This window comes from Streptomyces sp. BB1-1-1, assembly GCF_031597775.1.
GTDB lineage: Bacteria > Actinomycetota > Actinomycetes > Streptomycetales > Streptomycetaceae > Streptomyces > Streptomyces thinghirensis.
Map to the genome: position 1 here is coordinate 6,700,646 of NZ_CP134203.1, position 16,856 is coordinate 6,717,501.

Genomic DNA, 16,856 nt, shown 5'->3' on the forward strand with positions numbered 1-16,856 from the left:
GGCGCCGCGAGGGTTGTGACGGGCCGGCCACCCCCTTTATAGTCGAGATGACTATTAAGGGGGTGGCCGCCTGTGTTGCACGGCTACGACAAGCACGCCTTCGAACCCTTCGCCGTCACCGTCGACCTCGCCGTCCTCACCCTCCGCGCGGACGCGCTGCACGTGCTGCTCGTCGAGCGGGGGCAGGAGCCGTACGCCGGCCGCTGGGCACTGCCCGGCGGCTTTCTGCTGCCGGACGAGTCGGCGGAGGCGGCGGCCCGCCGGGAGCTGGCCGAGGAGACCGGCCTGGCCGACGTGAGCGCGCTGCACCTGGAGCAGCTGCGCACCTACAGCGAACCCGGCCGCGACCCCCGGATGCGGGTCGTGTCGGTCGCGTTCGCCGCCCTGCTGCCCGACCCTCCCGAACCGCACGGCGGCGGTGACGCGGCCGAGGCCCGCTGGGTGCCGTACGACGGGGCCCGCGACCTCGCCTTCGACCACGACCGGATCCTGGCCGACGCCCGGGAACGCGTCGGCGCCAAGCTGGAGTACACCTGCCTGGCCACCGCCTTCTGCCCGGCCGAGTTCACGCTCGGCGAGTTGCAGCAGGTCTACGAGACGGTGTGGGGCACGGCCCTGGACCGGCCCAACTTCCGCCGCAAGGTGCTCGCCACCCCGGGCTTCGTCGAAGCGGTCCCCGGCGCCGCCCGCCTCACCGGCGGCCGCGGCAAACCGGCCGCGCTGTACCGCTCCGGCCCGGCCACCACCCTGCACCCGCCCCTGCTCCGCACCCCTCGGGAAGGACGCCCCGCATGACCACGACCACCGTCACCAAGCGCGCCGCCACCGGGGCCCTCACCGGCCTTGCCCTCGGCGACGCGCTCGGCTTCCCGACCGAGTTCAACGACGTCCCGTCGATCCTCGCCAAGTGCGGCCCCTGGCGGGAGATGGAACTGCCCCGGCCCGCGATCGTCACCGACGACACCCAGATGACGCTGGCGCTGGGGAAGGGGCTGCGGACGGCGATGGACCGCGGCGTCCTCGCGCCCGAGGCGATGGCGGAGCCGGTACGGCAGGAGTTCATCGCCTGGAACCGGTCGCCGGAGAACAACCGGGCCCCGGGCAACACGTGCCTCACGGCCTGCGACCTCCTGGACCGCCCTGACCGCCCCTGGCAGGACGCCAGCCAGGTCCACTCCAAGGGCTGCGGCGCCAACATGCGCGTCGCGCCGGTCGGGCTCGTCCCCGGTCTGAGCGACGAACAGCGCTCGGGCGCCGCCCAGCTGCAGTCCGCGCTCACCCACGGGCACCCCACCGCGCTCGCCGCCTCCGACCTCACCGCGCACGCCGTGCGGCTGCTCGCCGAGGGAGCCGAGCCGACCGGACTGGTCGGGCTGCTGCGGTCGTACGCCTACGACAACCGCACCCGCTACCACGAGCGCTGGCTCGGCGACCTGTGGACCCGCGCCCAGGACCCCACGCCCGAGCACTTCATCGCCCGCGGTTGGGACGAGTGCCTGGCGATACTCGACCGGCTCCAGGAGGCGGTGCGCACCGTCTCGCCCGAGACCGACCCGTGCCTGGCGGTGGGCGAGGGCTGGATCGCCGAGGAGGCGATGGCGGCCGGGCTGCTCTGCTTCCTGCTCTTCGTCGACGAGCCGCTGACCGCCCTGCGCCGCGGCGCCTGCACCGCCGGCGACTCCGACTCCATCGCCTGCCTCGCGGGTGCCTTCGCGGGTGCGCACCTGGGCGCCGACGCCTGGCCCGCCGAGTGGGCCGACCGCATCGAGTACCGGGGCGACCTGCTGGCCCTCGGAGCGCTCTGGGACGCTTGAGCGCATGACCGACGCCCTGGATACCGGCCTGGCTTCGGTGGTGGCCGAGCAGCCCTTCCCGGTGCTGTTCGCCACCGTCTCCGGCGCCCACCTCTACGGCTTCCCGTCCCGTGACTCGGACGTCGATCTGCGCGGCGTGCACCTGCTGCCCGCCGCCGACCTGGTCGGGAAGCCGCTCCTGTACACCTTCCGGGTGCTGCTCACCGGCATCCACCTGATGCGCGGCGGCGAGGTGCAGCCCCATCTGCCCACGCTCCTCGGGGAGGTCGACGCCGCCCCGGACTACCTGCCCGAGCTGATCGCCGCCAAGGCGGAGCGCGAGCACGGGGACGCCGGTGTCGACCACGCGCGCGTGCGCGCCGACGTGGAGCGGCTGCACGGCGTACTGGACGAGGCGCAGGCGGCGTCAGCGCTGCCCGACGCCCCCACCGCGTACGACGCCCTGCACGACTTCGTCGTACGGATCCGGCTGGAGCGCTGAGGTCCGTCGGACGCGGACGAGGAAGTCCTCGACGCGGCGCCGGTCCGGTTCGGCCGGCAGCGGGCTGCGCGCGGCGGCCTCCTCGCCCTCCGCCGTCAGGCGGTTCATCCGCGCCTCCACCTCCGGCCAGGGCACCTCGCCGCGCTTCACGGCGAGCAGCGACTCGCGCCGGTCGCCGACGTCGATGGTGAGCGTGCCCGTGCGCAGCAGGTCCCGGGCGGAGGCCAGCAGCCGCAGCAGGTGCATCGCGTGCTTCCAGCGTGGGGCACCGTGCGTGCGCACGTCGGCGTCCAGCTTGCGGCGTTGGCCGTGCGCGTAGCGGGTGAACGTCTCGAAGGCCCGGCGCGAGAGGAACGCCTCGCGCAGGGCGAGCAGTTCGCGGCCCGTGTCGTCCACGGATTCCACGAGCGGGGAGTGCAGGCACTCCAGGATGTTCGGGTTGGCGCGCAGGGCCAGCTCGCAGAAGCGCTCCAGCTCCCAGCTGAACTGCTCCTGCGCGGGACCCTCTACGTGCGTCGGCGGCTTCTCGAAGCGCCAGAACAGCTCGGTCGGAGCGAGGAACACGCCCCGGCGGTCGGTGTCGCTGTCCTCCGTCGCCAGACCGAAGGCGCGCGAACCCATGACACAGGCGTAAACGGTGTGGTCGCGTACCAGGGTCTCGGGTTTCATGCCCGGAGCGTACGCGGGCGGCTCACGCCAGCCGGACCGAATTTCCGTCCACCGCGATCCGCTCCTCCGGCAGCGGCTCGGTCGCCGGCCCCTGCTCCACCGCGCCGTCGGTGATGCTGAACCTGCTGCCGTGGCAGGCGCAGTCGATGGAGCCGTCCCGCACGTCCGACACGAGGCAGTTCTGGTGGGTGCAGACCGCCGAGAAGGCCTTGAACTCGCCCTGTTCCGGCTGCGTCACCACGATCTTCCGGTCCGCGAAGATCTTGCCGCCGCCGACCGGGATGTCGCTCGTCGGCGCCAGCTCCTGTCCGGGCGAGGCGGCCGAGGAGTCGCCGCCGTCGCCGTCCCGGCCGCCGCAGCCCACGGAGAGCGCGGCGGCGCCCGTGCAGAGGAGGACCGTACGGCGGGTCGGGGTGTGGGTCATGTCGCAGCTCCGGGGAAGGGGAGGTTCCGGCCGGGGCCAGCGTCTCAGGAGACGGGCGCCCCGGGCCCGTACGCGGCGGGCTGACTAGGCTGGACGGACCAACAACCGATACGCACGTCAGCAAGGAGCATCGCCGTGGCGGTACGAGCGGTCCGGGGCGCCGTCCAACTGGAGCGGGACGAGGCCGGACACATGGACGAGCAGGTCGCGGCACTGCTGACCGCCGTCCTGGAGCGCAACGACCTGACCGGCGACGACCTGATCAGCATCTGGTTCACGGCGACGCCCGACCTGCACAGCGACTTCCCGGCCGCCGCCGCCCGCAAGCTCGGCATCACCGACGTGCCGCTGATCTGCGCCCAGGAACTGGACGTCGAGGGCGCCATGCCCCGCGTCGTCCGGGTCCTCGCCCACATCGAGTCCGACCGGCCGCGTGCCGAGATCGCCCACGTCTACCTCGGCGCCGCCGCGGCCCTGCGCAAGGACATCGCCCAGTGAGAACCGCACTCGTCATCGGCACCGGCCTCATCGGGACCTCCGCCGCCCTCGCCCTGACCCAGCGGGGCGTCACCGTCCACCTGGCCGACCGCGACCCCGAGCAGGTCCGTACGGCCGCCGCACTGGGCGCCGGCACCGACGCGGCCCCGGACGGGCCGGTCGACCTCGCGATCGTCGCCGCCCCGCCGGCCCTGGTGGCCGACGTGCTCGCCGACGTCATGGGGCGCGGCGCCGCCCGCGGGTACATCGACGTGGCCAGCGTCAAGGGCGGCCCGCGGCGGGAGCTGGAGGCGCGGGGGCTCGACCTCGCGGCGTACATCGGCACGCACCCCATGTCCGGCCGCGAGAAGTCCGGTCCGCTGGCCGCCACCGGCGACCTCTTCGAAGGCCGCCCGTGGGTGCTGACCCCGACCCGGGACACCGACACCGAGGTGCTGAACCTCGCCCTGGAGCTGGTCTCGCACTGCCGCGCGGTGCCCGTGGTGATGGACGCGGACGCCCACGACCGCGCCGTGGCCCTCGTCTCGCACATGCCCCACCTGGTCTCCAGCATGGTCGCCGCCCGGCTGGAGCACGCCGAGGAGGCCGCCGTACGGCTGTGCGGGCAGGGCATCCGCGACGTGACCCGGATCGCCGCCTCCGACCCCCGGATGTGGATCGACATCCTCTCCGCCAACCCCGGGCCGGTCGCCGACCTGCTCACCGACGTCGCCGCCGACCTGGAGGAGACGGTGCGGGCCCTGCGCGCCCTGCAGTCCTCCGACGAGGACAAGCGCCGCGAGGGCGGCACCGGCATCGCGGAGGTGCTGCGGCGGGGCAACGCCGGGCAGGTGCGGGTGCCGGGCAAGCACGGCAGCGCGCCCCGCGTCTACGAGACCGTCGCGGTCCTCATCGACGACCAGCCCGGCCAGCTGGCCCGCATCTTCGCGGACGCGGGACGGGCCGGGGTCAACATCGAGGACGTACGGATCGAGCACGCGACCGGACAGCAGGCCGGTCTGATGCAGCTCATGGTCGAGCCGAAGGCCGCTCCGGTGCTGACGGCGGCCCTCAAGGAGCGGGGCTGGGCGATCCGGCAGTGATCCCCGGGTCCTGCGGGTGGTCCCCGGGGCGGTACCCGGGTCCCGCCGCCGATCCCGGGTTCCGGGCGGCTGTCGGACGGGTCCCGGAGAGCCAGTAACCTTGTGCGGGACGCCTTCGCGTCCCGCACACCACCCACCGCACCGCACCAGGAAGGTGTCCCCTCGTGGAAAACGGCGCCGCCCCGACCGTCCCGGCCGTGATTGTCGCCATCGACGGCCCCTCCGGCACGGGCAAGTCGAGCACGTCGAAGGCCGTCGCCGCACAGCTCGGCCTGAGCTACCTGGACACCGGCGCCCAGTACCGGGCGATCACGTGGTGGATGGTCAACAACGGCATCGACACCGACGACCCGCACGCCATCGCCGCCGCGGCCGGAAAGCCCGAGATCCTCTCCGGCACCGACCCGGCGGGCCCCACCATCACGGTGGACGGCGCGGACGTGGCCGGCCCGATCCGCACCCAGGAGGTCACCTCCAAGGTCAGCGCGGTCAGCGCCGTCCCCGAGGTGCGGACCCGGATCACCGAGCTGCAGCGCACCATCGCCGCCGCCGCGCCGCTCGGCATCGTGGTCGAGGGCCGGGACATCGGGACGACCGTGCTGCCGGACGCCGACCTGAAGATCTTCCTCACCGCCTCGGCGGAGGCCCGCGCCGCCCGCCGCAGCGGCGAGCTGAAGGGCGCCGACGTCGACGTCACCCGCGAGGCCCTGATCAAGCGGGACGCGGCCGACTCCAGCCGCAAGACGTCGCCGCTGGCCAAGGCGGACGACGCGGTCGAGGTGGACACCACCGAGCTCACCCTCGCGCAGGTCATCGAGTGCGTCGTCACCCTCGTCGAGGAGAAGCGGGCGGGGAAGTGACCGCACCCTCCACCCCGCCCGTACCCTCCGAGAAGGGTGCCGAGATCGGGCGGCGCATCGGCGTCGGCCTGATGTACGGGCTGTTCCGGCCGCGCGTGCTCGGCGCCTGGCGGGTGCCCGCGACCGGTCCGGTGATCTACGCCGTCAACCACTCGCACAACGTCGACGGCCCGATGGTCATGGGCGTGGCGCCCCGGCCGACGCACTTCCTGATCAAGAAGGAGGCGTTCATCGGTCCGCTGGACCCCTTCCTGCTCGGCATCGGCCAGCTGAAGGTGGACCGCTCGACCGCCGACCGCACCGCCATCACCCAGGCGCTGGGCGTCCTGGAGAACGGCGGCGTGCTGGGCATCTTCCCGGAGGGCACCCGGGGCGAGGGCGACTTCGCCGCGCTGCGCGCCGGGCTCGCGTACTTCGCGGTCCGCAGCGGAGCCCCGATCGTCCCGGTCGCGGTGCTGGGAAGTTCCGGCCGGCCCGGACGGTTGATAAAGGCGCTGCCGCCGCTGCGCTCCCGCATCGACGTCGTCTTCGGCGGCCCCTTCGACGCGGGCGACGGCAGCGGACGGCGGACCCGCAAGGCGCTGGACGAGGCGACCGAACGCATCCAGAAGCAGCTCACCGCGCACCTGGAAAACGCCAGGCGCCTCACCGGGCGCTAGGCGACACTGAGTAGTGGCCCGCCCGGCGAAGCAGGGTGCGCCACGATCACCACGATGAACGAGGTACGGACTTCATGAACGACCACATCCACTCCGAGGGCTCGGGCGAGGAGCACGACCACGGGGCGCTTGGCGACGCCGAATTCGAGGCGTTCATGGAGCTCGCCGCGGAAGAGGGCTTCGACGCCGAGGAGGTCGAGGGCGCGATCGAGGAGGCCGGGCACGGCCCGCTGCCCGTCCTCGCCGTCGTCGGCCGCCCCAACGTCGGCAAGTCGACCCTGGTGAACCGGATCATCGGCCGCCGCGAGGCCGTCGTCGAGGACAAGCCCGGCGTCACCCGCGACCGCGTCACCTACGAGGCGGAGTGGGCCGGCCGCCGCTTCAAGGTCGTCGACACCGGCGGCTGGGAGCAGGACGTCCTCGGCATCGACGCCTCCGTGGCCGCGCAGGCCGAGTACGCGATCGAGGCCGCCGACGCGGTCGTCTTCGTCGTGGACGCCAAGGTCGGCGCCACCGACACCGACGAGGCGGTCGTACGGCTGCTGCGCAAGGCCGGCAAGCCCGTCGTGCTGTGCGCCAACAAGGTCGACGGCCCGAGCGGCGAGGCCGACGCCGCCTACCTGTGGTCGCTGGGTCTTGGGGAGCCGCAGCCGGTCTCCGCGCTGCACGGCCGCGGCACCGGCGACATGCTGGACAAGGTCCTGGAGGCCCTGCCCGAGGCCCCGGCCCAGACCTTCGGCACCGCCGTCGGCGGTCCGCGCCGCATCGCCCTGATCGGCCGGCCCAACGTCGGCAAGTCCTCGCTGCTGAACAAGGTGGCGGGCGAGGACCGGGTCGTCGTCAACGAGATGGCCGGCACCACCCGCGACCCGGTCGACGAGCTGATCGAGCTGGGTGGCGTCACCTGGAAGTTCGTCGACACGGCGGGCATCCGCAAGCGCGTCCATCTTCAGCAGGGCGCCGACTACTACGCCTCGCTGCGCACCGCCGCCGCCGTCGAGAAGGCGGAGGTCGCCGTCATCCTCATCGACGCCTCCGAGTCGATCTCGGTCCAGGACCAGCGGATCGTCACCATGGCCGTCGAGGCGGGACGCGCGATCGTCGTCGCCTTCAACAAGTGGGACACCCTCGACGAGGAGCGCCGCTACTACCTGGAGCGGGAGATCGAGACCGAGCTCGGCCAGGTGGCGTGGGCGCCGCGGGTCAACGTCTCGGCGCAGACCGGCCGGCACATGGAGAAGCTGGTCCCCGCGATCGAGACCGCGCTGGCCGGCTGGGAGACCCGCGTCCCGACGGGCCGGCTGAACGCCTTCCTCGGTGAGCTGGTCGCCGCCCACCCGCACCCGGTGCGAGGCGGCAAGCAGCCCCGCATCCTGTTCGGTACGCAGGCGGGCACCAAGCCCCCGCGGTTCGTGCTCTTCGCCTCCGGCTTCATCGAGGCGGGCTACCGGCGCTTCATCGAGCGCCGGCTGCGCGAGGAGTTCAGCTTCGAGGGGACGCCGATCCACATCTCGGTGCGGGTGCGCGAGAAGCGCGGCGCGAAGAAGAAGTAGCGGCACCGGCTGAGACAGCGATGAGAGCGACGAGAGAGGGCGACCCCGGCCGGGGTCGCCCTCTCTCGTCGCTCAGGTGGCTGTCAGGCACCTCTGCGCGGAGCCGGTGGCAGCGCGGCCGGGACGTGGTGCGTGCCGACGCGCTGCCACATCGACTGCTGGCCGACGCGGGCGCTGTGGGCACCCGCGCTGTAGGCGCTGTACGTGCCCCTGCTGCGCGGGATGCTCCGGAAGGACGTGAACCCCAGCTCCTCCTCGCCGCTGCGATCCCCCGGCAGTGATCGGAAGGACCTGACGTACTCGGCGTAGAGCGCGTCGTAGATCGGCGTGGCCGAGGGGCCGCCCTGGCGGTGGAAGGCGTCGTATGCGTACACGTATGTCCAAACGACCTTGCACTGGAAGAGATGCGGCCCGGGCCGTGGGCGTCCGGCGCCCGCACGGAGAAGGCTCAGGTTCCCGCCAGCGGCAGCGCCGCCGCGACCAGCTGCCCGTTCGCCGCCGCCTTGTCCAGCGCGTCCCGCAGCAGGTCCTCGCGCGGCTGCCGTCCGATCGTCCCGACGGGCGCCGCGAACATCAGCACCTGCTGGTGCTTGTTGGCCGCCGTGCGCCAGCCCTCGGTGACCTGGAGGGGCTGGTGCGCCTGCCACCAGGCCACCGGCCGGCCGCCGTTCGTCCCCGGCTGGAGCACCGCGTGCAGCTGGCCCATCGCGAGCAGTACCGACCAGCCGTGCAGCACGGCCGGCGTGGTGGACAGCTCGGTGACCGGCATGAAGCCCTGTTCGATGAGCAGCGGCAGGAAGTCGTCGCCGGCGCCGGACGTGCCGGGCCGCGCGATGGGGCCGGTCGGCTCCACCACGAGGGCCGGGTGCAGCTCCCCGGCGATCAGGATCAGTCCGCTGGTGACGCCGAGCACGGCCTGCTCGGACGCGACCTTCTCGGGTGCGGCCTGCTCGGGCTCGGGGCGGGCGTTGTCGGCGTGGATGGACTTCACGGCGCCCTGGAGCTGTTCCTCGGTGACCTTCACGACCTGCGAGGGAAGACAGCCGGCGTGGGCGAAGGCGAGGACGGCGGTCTCGTCCCCGATGAAGAGAACGGTGCTGGTGCGCTCCTGCTCGCAGTCGCCCGGGGTGCGGCAGGACGTGCAGTCGTAGCTGCCCGGGGCGGACTCCCCGGCGAGCAGGCGGTCGGCTTCTTCGTCGCCGATCTCGGCGCGTACGTCGTCGCTGACGTCGAGCATGCGCGGCACGGGTGGCTCCCTCGGGATGCGGTGCGTGACCGGACCGGGTGGCTCCCGGGCCGTGGTCCGGGCGGATCCCCGGCTCATGCAGATGACAACGGGCGATCTGTGGCGGGAGTCACGCCCCATGGCCAACCGAATCGAACCATCCGGCGCGCACGGTCATCCGCCGGGCGGAACCGCCCAATCGTCGGCAACTCGTTTGCGACGCAAGGGTGTTGGCTCAGTGTGATGGGTCGGGGATCGCCATACCAGTTGGTCGACAAATCAGGAAATCAGCGAATGAAGCGGGTGTCCGGAAAAGGCGCTCCGGCAGTGGGCCCGCTTCCGGTCGTGACCACATCGCAATCGGACACGGACAACCAGAAGGCAGGGTTCCGGGTCTAACCGGACGACGAGCAGCCCAGGGAGGAACCGCACCGCATGACGCCGTCGGCCCCATCGGCCGCCCCGCTGCGCGCCGACTGCGTCGGCGACTCCGCGGGCGGTCTGACCTTCGACGTGGCCGCGCACGGGGAGACCGAGGCGGCCCTCCTCATACTGCGCCGCCGCGCCGCCGGCGCGGACTCCGCCGACTCCGCCGACTCCGCCGACGACACGGTCAGCCTGCCGCTGGCCCCGGCCGCCGAGGGCCGGCTGCGCGCCGCGCTGCCCAGCAGCGTGGCCCTGCCCGAGGGCCGCTGGGACGCCTACGCGCGCGTGTCCGCCGGTGAACCGCGGCGCCTGGTGCCCGGCGTCACCGACCTGCGCTCCCTCGCCGACCGCACCCCGGGCGGACTGCTCGGCCACGTCGCCGTCCGCATCCCGTACGCCACCCGGCAGGGCAACCTCACCGTCCGCAGCTGGCTGCGCGCCCCGCACGCGGAGACGGGCGAGCTCGGCTTCGCGGACGGCGGGCTGACGGTGCGCGGGCGGGTGTACGGCACGCAGCTGGCCTCCGGCGCCCACGCCGAGGTGCGGGCCCGGTCCGGCGTCGGCGAGGGCGCCGTACGCCGGCTGGAGGTCGCGGCCGACCGGGCGGAGTTCGGCTTCACCGTGCCCTACGACACCCTCGCGCCGGGCGAGTGGGACCTGTGGCTGCGGCCCGCCGGCGAGCCCGGTCCGGTCGTACGCCTCGCGCGGCTGCTGGACGACGTCGCCGACAAGCACCCCGTCTTCACCTATCCACGCGCGCGCGTGCGGACGCCGCATGGCGCCGTGGCGGCCGGGCCGTACTACACCCGGGACAACGACCTGTCGCTGTCCGTCACCCCGCTGGAGTCCTGACGGCCGCGGACAGCCGCCGTACCTGTGAGCGGGCGATGTGTTTCCTGTGCCGATGTCCGATCTCCGCAAGTCATCCGCAAGTCCGTTCGGGGGTGTTCGAACGTGAAATGCGGGGGAGCGTCCGGGTCGCTTTGGAGGCCTTTTCCGTCCGCCTATTCGATGGGGTGATGCGGCACGCGGCAATTCACCTGCCGGGTCCACGGAAGGTGTACAAAACCGTCCGTCCGGGTGACGGAGTTCGACCAAAACAGGGCCCGTGATCCTGTGACAGAAATGTGACCGTAGGTCCATCTGTGGCCCGTGTTACCGGCCTGGGCTTCCCCGGTCGTGGGGCAGGGCATAGCGTGGCGGCATGGCACCGATTCCGACACCACCGGCCGAACCCCAGGACAGTCCGGACGCATACGTCGGCCTCGAATCCGGCGCGGCCGAACGGCTCGCGCGGGAGCGGGGCTGGTCGACGGTGCGGTCACTGGCGCCGGGGACGGTCATCACCATGGAGTACCGCGTGGGCCGCCTCAACTTCGAGGTGAAGGACGGCCGCGTGGCGCGGGCCTGGAAGGGCTGACGCGCGGGGGAGAGGCTGTGCGTACCGGCCCCCGCGCCGGGTCAGCCGCCCGACACGGGGCGTGCGGCCGGGGCCGCGCCTCGCGGGTGGCGGTCGGCGTGCGGCGGCCTGCGGCTGCCGGCCGGGGTCACCGGCGTACGGTCCGAGCGGGCCGTGTGCGGGCCCGGGGCGAGGTATGCCGGGGTCCGGGTGCGGGGCGCGGCGACCGGCTCGCGGAGCGGGGTCTTCTCCGGGTCGGCGACGGGTGGCGTGGGGACCGCGGGCGGGCTGACCGGCGGCTTCGTCGCCGCCCTACGGCCGAGGCGGGCGAGCCAGCGGTCGCGCACGCCGAGGATCCAGGCCTCGGCCCGGGTGATCAGCGGCTCGAACCACGGCAGCGCCAGCAGGATCAGCAGCCCCGCGGCCCAGCCGAGGAGCACGTCGCTGAGCCAGTGCGTACCGAGGTAGACGGTGGACATGCCCACCCCGAGTGAAACGACCGCCGACAGGGCCGACAGCCAGCGCCGCGCCCTCGGCGTCGAGGCCAGATAGGCCAGGATGCCCCAGGTCACGACGGCGTTCGCGGTGTGACCGCTCGGAAATATATCGCCGCCGAGCCACATCTCGTTGGCGCCGACCGTGGTCGCGTAGTGCGGCCCGAGCCGGCCCATGCCGATCTTGGCGGCTCCCACCGTGACGTTCAGCAGGAGCAGGGAGACACCGAGCGCGAGCAGGGGGCGCAGAGTGTGCTGCCGCCAGGAGCGCCAGCCGAGCCACGCCGCGACCATCACTGCGGTGGGACCGCGCTGGCCGAGCACCACGTAGTAGTCGACGAACGCGTGGATCTCCGGCCACTGCTGGTAGGGCCGGAAGAACATGACCTGCCAGTCGAGCCGGACCAGCCACGAGGTGATGAGCACGGCCCACACGATCGCGATATAGAACGCGAGGGTCCCGGCGAACAGCGCAATCCTGTGCCGGCTCATCACCGGCACATCTAGGTGGGCCGGTCGTTCCGGCTCCCGGTCCAGTCTCGCGAACACCCGGTCCAGACGGGTGAGGTTCCGTTCGGTACGCACCCAATCGACGTTACAGCGAGTGAGGAGTGATCCCGGCCGAATCAACGGCTTTGTGATGACGATGTGATGTGGGATTCCTCTCAGGGAGTGGTTTATTTCCGAGGAATCCGCAATCCGGGGCGACTGTGGACTTCATTTCCTTTGATCGGCCCGGTCGGCGGTTTTATCGTGCTTATGAATTCGTTAACCGAATGCTGGTACGGAATTCTCCCGGCGGCCATCGGACGGCCCGGGCCGGTCAGGGCGGGCCGGAGCCGTTCAGCCAGAACGCCCCGTACACCGCCGAAGCCACCGCCACACCGCCCACGATCAGCGCCGACCTGGACGTTCGCAGCCGGGCGAGAGCGACGGCGAGGGGCAGCAGCAGCGGGAACGCGGGCATCAGCAGCCGGGGCTTCGAGCCGAAGTAGCTCGACGCGCACAGGGCGAGGACGGTGACGATCCCCGCGTACACCAGCAGCGCGAGCGGCTGGCGCTGCCGTACGCACACGACGTACAGCCAGACCAGCAGCGCGACCCCGACGACCAGCCCGACGCCCGCCAGGGCCGACGGGAACCCCGTGAACCTCCCGGCGACGAAACGGGCGAAGGCCACGCCCCCGTCGAACCCGTTGCGCCAGCCGGCCTGGACGTCCAGGTAGCCGAGCGGGCCCTGGCCGGTGCGGTGCCCGACCCAGAGCACGTACCCGGCGGCGCCCAGGGGCGCGAGGAGCATGCCGAGCACACGCCGCGCGCCGTCACCGGGGGCGCGCTTTGGGCCGTGGGCGCCGTCCGGGACGGCGTCGCTCCGGCTTCGCACGAATGCCACGACCGCGGCCGCCCACACCGCAGCCGCCACCGCGAGCCCGACCGGACGGGTCAGCCCGGCCAGCGCGGCCAGCGCCCCCGCCGTCACCCAGCGCCCGGTCAGCACCGCGTACAGCGACCAGGCGGCCAGCGCCGTGAACAGGGATTCGCTGTACGCCATGGACTGCACGATCCCGACCGGCAGCACGGCCCACAGCAGCACCGCGCACACCCCGGCCCGGCGGCCGTACAGGTGCTCGGCCACCGCGAAGATCCCCCAGGCCGCGGCGAGCGAGGCGAGCAGACTCACGACGAAGCCCGCAGCCGCGTACGACAGGGGCGAGATCGCCGCGCCGAACCGCTCCAGCCAGGGCAGCAGCGGGAAGAAGGCCAGGTTGGAGTGGACGTCGCCGTTCGGCAGGCGCACCTCGTAGCCATAGCCCAGGTCGGCGACCCTGGTGTACCAGAGGGAGTCCCAGCGGGCGGTCAGCAGCGTGTACGCGCTCTTGTCGCGCGCGGCGCTCCACAGGGCCAGGGCGAGCAGGCCCAGGGCGCGTACGGCCGCGTAGCCGAGGAGCGCCGGGGCGGCCCGGCGCAGGGCACCGGCGCGGCCCGCCGTGCGCGTTTCAAGATCGGTCACGGGCTCGATTATCTGCCGGGCGCGGTGGGGCCCCGCAGGCCGGGGCGGGCGGGTCGGCGGACGCGGTGGTGGATGCCGCACAGGTCACGCGGAATGTGTGAGGCCCGCCACGTGTGCGGTGCGCTCTCTCGCGTACTCTGGCGAGTCACTCGCGTTCCGTAGCACGGCCCGGAGACCCCGCTCCTCTCCGGCCGAGCCGCAGGGGAGTCCCCACCCCGCGTGGCCCGCCGGACGCGAGGGAACATCTTGGAGGTACGTACATGTCCGGGACGACCACGGCTGCCGCCGCGCTGCGCCGTCGGGCGGCCGGGGCCGGTGCCAACCGCTGGGTGGTTCTGGTCGTCCTCTGCGTCAGCCTGCTGCTCGTCGCCGTCGACGCGACCGTGCTGCACGTGGCGGTCCCCGCCGTCACCGAGGACCTGCGGCCCGGCGCGATCGAACTGCTCTGGATCGTCGACATCTACCCGCTCGTCTGCGCCTCGCTGCTGATCCTGTTCGGCACGCTGGGTGACCGGGTGGGCCGCAGACGGATCCTCCTGCTCGGCTACGCCCTCTTCGGCGTCGCCTCCGCGCTGGCGGCCCTCGCCGACAACGCCCAGCTGCTGATCGTGGCCCGCGCGCTGCTCGGCGTCGGCGGCGCGATGATCATGCCGGCGACGCTGTCGATCCTGCGCCAGGTCTTTCCCGACCGGCGGGAACGGGCGATGGCCATCGGCATCTGGAGCGCCGTGGCCGCGGTCGGCGCGGCGGTCGGCCCGCTGCTCGGCGGCTTCCTGCTGGAGCACTTCTGGTGGGGCTCGGTCTTCCTCGTCAACATCCCCCTGATGCTGGTCAGCCTCCCGGTGGGCCGACTGCTGCTGCCCGAGTCGAAGGGCGACGGCCGCGGGCCCTGGGACGTCGTCGGCGCGCTGATGGCGGCGGGCGGCCTGTTCGGCGTCGTCCTGGGCGTGAAGCGGCTGGGCGGCGGGGAGCCGGTGGCGAGCGTGCTCACCGTGCTGCCGCTGGTGGTGGGCGCGGCCCTGCTGGTCGGCTTCGTGCGACGGCAGCGGCGGCGTACGCACCCGCTGGTGGACCTGGAGATGTTCCGGCGGCCGGCGTTCAGTACGTCGGTGGGGTGCATCGTGCTGGCGATGCTGGCGCTGGTGGGACTGGAACTGATCGCGGCTCAGTACCTGCAGCTGGTGCTCGGGCTGTCCCCGCTGGAGACCGGGCTGCGGCTGCTGCCGCTGACCTTCGCGGCGATGGCGGCGGGGCTGGCGGGCGCGCGGATGCTGCGGCGGTTCGGGCCGCGGCGGATGGTGTGCGCCGGGTTCTGCCTGACCGCCTTCGCGGTGGTGCTGCTGACCGCGTTGGGGCGGACCGACAACTGCGCGCTGATGCTCTCCGGGTTCGTGCTGCTCGGCTTCGGGCTGGAGACGACGCTCTTCGGGGCGTACGAGTCGATGCTGAGCGAGGCTCCGCAGGAGCAGGCCGGTGGGGCGGCGGCGATCGGGGAGACGTCGTACCAGCTGGGCGCCGGGATCGGGATCGCGCTGCTGGGCAGCGTGATGAACGCGGCGTACGCGCCCGGGCTGACGGGAGGTGTGCCCGGGGTGCCGGGGCCGGCGTCGGTGGCGGCGGGGCTTTCGCTGGGGGAGGCGTACGAGGTGGCCGCGCAGCTCGGCGGGCCCGCGGGGGTCGCGCTGCGGCGGGCCGCGGGGGACGCGTTCGTGCACGGGCTGCATGTGACGTTGGTGGTGAGTGCGGGGTTGCTGTTGCTGGGGGCGGTGATGGCGTTGCGGTTGCCGCGGGTCATGCAGTGTGAGGCGGTGGCCGTGCCTGCGCCTCGGGACGCGGTGGAGTCCCGCGTCTCGGTGTGAACGATCGGTCTCCCACCCCCGCACCACCCGTTTGCTGTCCGTCACCAGGTGGACGTCGCCCGTGGGGGTGCGCCGCCGCCGTCGGCGGCTTGCGCTGCGTGGGTGGGAGAGCAGGGTGGACGTGCGCCACACTGCCGCGTAACGTCGGCTCCGAGCCGTAACTAGCACTGCTAGTTTTATCGTTCCGGAGGGTGTCCCATGGCCTCGTCCCCCAAGCTGCCCGCGTTCGACCCCGCCGACCCCCTCGGCGTCGACGACCTCCTCGAACCGGAGGACCTGGCGATCCGGGACACCGTTCGCACCTGGGCCACGGACCGCGTGCTGCCGCACATCGCGGAGTGGTACGAGAACGGCGAGCTGCCCGGCATCCGGGACCTCGCCCGCGAGCTCGGTTCCATCGGCGCCCTCGGCATGTCCCTCGACGGCTACGGCTGCGCCGGCGCGAGTGCCGTGCAGTACGGGCTCGCCTGCCTGGAGCTGGAGGCGGCCGACTCCGGCATCCGGTCGCTCGTCTCCGTGCAGGGCTCCCTCGCCATGTACGCCATCCACCGCTTCGGCGGCGAGGAGCAGAAGCAGACCTGGCTGCCGCGCATGGCGGCCGGCGAGGTCATCGGCTGCTTCGGGCTGACCGAGCCCGACCACGGCTCCGACCCCGCCAACATGCGCACCCACGCCAAGCGCGAGGGCGGTGGGGACTGGGTCCTCAACGGGCGCAAGATGTGGATCACCAACGGGTCGGTGGCCGGTGTCGCCGTCGTCTGGGCGCAGACCGAGGACGGGATCCGCGGCTTCGTCGTGCCGACCGACAGCCCCGGTTTCTCCGCGCCCGAGATCAAGCACAAGTGGTCGCTGCGGGCCAGCGTCACCAGCGAGCTGGTCCTCGACGACGTACGGCTGCCCGCCGACGCCGTGCTGCCGGAGGTGACCGGCCTGCGCGGACCGCTCAGCTGCCTCTCCCACGCCCGCTACGGCATCGTCTGGGGCGCGATGGGCGCGGCCCGCAGCTCCTTCGAGGCGGCCGTGGAGTACGCGAAGTCGCGGGAGCAGTTCGGGCGGCCCATCGGTGGCTTCCAGCTCACCCAGGCCAAGCTCGCCGACATGGCGGTCGAACTGCACAAGGGGATTCTGCTCGCCCACCACCTCGGGCGGCGCATGGACGCCGGCCGCCTGCGTCCCGAGCAGGTCAGCTTCGGCAAGCTCAACAACGTACGCGAGGCCATCGACATCTGCCGTACGGCCCGCACGATCCTCGGCGCCAACGGGATCTCCCTCGAATACCCCGTGATGCGGCACGCGACGAACCTGGAATCGGTGCTCACCTACGAGGGCACCGTCGAGATGCACCAGCTGGTGCTGGGCAAGGCGCTCACCGGACTCGACGCCTTCCGGTAGTCGGTCGGCA

18 protein-coding genes are annotated in these 16,856 nt (G+C 72.8%); 12 read left to right on the top strand and 6 right to left on the bottom strand.

Features of this window, described 5'->3' with window-relative positions:
- Positions 1–75: 75 nt before the first annotated feature.
- Genes RI578_RS30650 through RI578_RS30660 form a run of 3 tightly spaced genes read left to right on the top strand, consistent with a single transcriptional unit; the run spans position 76 to position 2,295 of the window.
- Positions 76–795, top strand: a complete 720-nt coding sequence (locus RI578_RS30650) for an NUDIX domain-containing protein (RefSeq protein WP_310875904.1) — start codon at positions 76–78, stop codon at positions 793–795.
- Positions 792–1,814, top strand: coding sequence for an ADP-ribosylglycohydrolase family protein (locus RI578_RS30655; RefSeq protein WP_310874092.1), 1,023 nt, complete (start codon positions 792–794; stop codon positions 1,812–1,814). Before RI578_RS30650 ends, RI578_RS30655 begins: the two co-directional genes overlap by 4 nt.
- 4 nt (positions 1,815–1,818) lie before the next feature.
- Positions 1,819–2,295: a DNA polymerase beta superfamily protein gene (locus RI578_RS30660; RefSeq protein ID WP_310874093.1), complete on the top strand. Its 477-nt coding sequence runs from the start codon at positions 1,819–1,821 to the stop codon at positions 2,293–2,295.
- Here the strand turns inward: RI578_RS30660 and RI578_RS30665 are convergent.
- Positions 2,221–2,964 carry a DNA polymerase beta superfamily protein gene (locus RI578_RS30665; RefSeq protein WP_310874094.1) on the bottom strand — a complete coding sequence of 248 codons (744 nt, stop codon included), beginning with the start codon at positions 2,962–2,964 and terminating at the stop codon, positions 2,221–2,223. The two genes, RI578_RS30660 and RI578_RS30665, sit on opposite strands and share 75 nt — an antisense overlap.
- A 22-nt stretch (positions 2,965–2,986) precedes the next feature.
- Complete coding sequence (locus tag RI578_RS30670) at positions 2,987–3,388, bottom strand: Rieske (2Fe-2S) protein (protein ID WP_310874095.1); 402 nt, start codon at positions 3,386–3,388, stop codon at positions 2,987–2,989.
- 135 nt (positions 3,389–3,523) lie between these two features.
- On the opposite strand from RI578_RS30670, the gene aroH reads away from it, so the two are divergent.
- The 5 genes from aroH to der all read left to right on the top strand — a co-directional run bounded on the left by aroH (position 3,524) and on the right by der (position 8,040).
- Positions 3,524–3,886: a chorismate mutase gene (gene aroH, locus RI578_RS30675; RefSeq protein WP_210964356.1), complete on the top strand. Its 363-nt coding sequence runs from the start codon at positions 3,524–3,526 to the stop codon at positions 3,884–3,886.
- Positions 3,883–4,968 (top strand): prephenate dehydrogenase, encoded by a 1,086-nt coding sequence (locus tag RI578_RS30680; protein ID WP_310874096.1) that lies wholly within the window; start codon positions 3,883–3,885, stop codon positions 4,966–4,968. Before aroH ends, RI578_RS30680 begins: the two co-directional genes overlap by 4 nt.
- 164 nt (positions 4,969–5,132) lie before the next feature.
- The gene (gene cmk, locus RI578_RS30685; protein WP_310874097.1) at positions 5,133–5,828 is read left to right on the top strand and encodes a (d)CMP kinase; all 696 of its coding nucleotides are present in this window, start codon (positions 5,133–5,135) and stop codon (positions 5,826–5,828) included.
- Positions 5,825–6,487 (top strand): lysophospholipid acyltransferase family protein, encoded by a 663-nt coding sequence (locus RI578_RS30690; protein ID WP_310874098.1) that lies wholly within the window; start codon positions 5,825–5,827, stop codon positions 6,485–6,487. The genes cmk and RI578_RS30690 overlap by 4 nt, the downstream gene beginning before the upstream one ends.
- A 74-nt stretch (positions 6,488–6,561) precedes the next feature.
- Entirely contained in the window at positions 6,562–8,040 is a 1,479-nt protein-coding gene (der, locus tag RI578_RS30695) for a ribosome biogenesis GTPase Der (RefSeq protein ID WP_210964352.1), read from the top strand.
- Between the two features lie 83 nt (positions 8,041–8,123).
- Here the strand turns inward: der and RI578_RS30700 are convergent, their stop codons facing one another.
- A complete protein-coding gene (locus RI578_RS30700) occupies positions 8,124–8,414 on the bottom strand; it encodes a hypothetical protein (RefSeq protein ID WP_310874099.1) in 291 nt (96 codons plus the stop codon).
- 74 nt (positions 8,415–8,488) lie between these two features.
- Positions 8,489–9,286 carry a hypothetical protein gene (locus RI578_RS30705; RefSeq protein WP_310874100.1) on the bottom strand — a complete coding sequence of 266 codons (798 nt, stop codon included), beginning with the start codon at positions 9,284–9,286 and terminating at the stop codon, positions 8,489–8,491.
- A 414-nt stretch (positions 9,287–9,700) separates the two neighbouring features.
- On the opposite strand from RI578_RS30705, the gene RI578_RS30710 reads away from it, so the two are divergent.
- Together RI578_RS30710 and RI578_RS30715 are read left to right on the top strand one after the other, a co-directional pair.
- Positions 9,701–10,543 carry a hypothetical protein gene (locus RI578_RS30710; RefSeq protein WP_310874101.1) on the top strand — a complete coding sequence of 281 codons (843 nt, stop codon included), beginning with the start codon at positions 9,701–9,703 and terminating at the stop codon, positions 10,541–10,543.
- Positions 10,544–10,895: 352 nt separating this feature from the next.
- A complete protein-coding gene (locus RI578_RS30715; protein ID WP_121746112.1) occupies positions 10,896–11,111 on the top strand; it encodes an I78 family peptidase inhibitor in 216 nt (71 codons plus the stop codon).
- Between the two features lie 41 nt (positions 11,112–11,152).
- On the opposite strand, the gene RI578_RS30720 is transcribed toward RI578_RS30715, so the two are convergent.
- Entirely contained in the window at positions 11,153–12,169 is a 1,017-nt protein-coding gene (locus tag RI578_RS30720) for a phosphatase PAP2 family protein (RefSeq protein ID WP_310874102.1), read from the bottom strand.
- A gap of 238 nt (positions 12,170–12,407) precedes the next feature.
- The gene (locus tag RI578_RS30725) at positions 12,408–13,595 is read right to left on the bottom strand and encodes a glycosyltransferase family 39 protein (RefSeq protein WP_310874103.1); all 1,188 of its coding nucleotides are present in this window, start codon (positions 13,593–13,595) and stop codon (positions 12,408–12,410) included.
- Between the two features lie 260 nt (positions 13,596–13,855).
- Here RI578_RS30725 and RI578_RS30730 point away from each other — a divergent pair, with 260 nt between their 5' ends.
- Complete coding sequence (locus tag RI578_RS30730; RefSeq protein ID WP_310874104.1) at positions 13,856–15,454, top strand: MFS transporter; 1,599 nt, start codon at positions 13,856–13,858, stop codon at positions 15,452–15,454.
- A gap of 198 nt (positions 15,455–15,652) precedes the next feature.
- Positions 15,653–16,846, top strand: coding sequence for an acyl-CoA dehydrogenase family protein (locus tag RI578_RS30735; RefSeq protein ID WP_310874105.1), 1,194 nt, complete (start codon positions 15,653–15,655; stop codon positions 16,844–16,846).
- Positions 16,847–16,856: the final 10 nt, after the last annotated feature.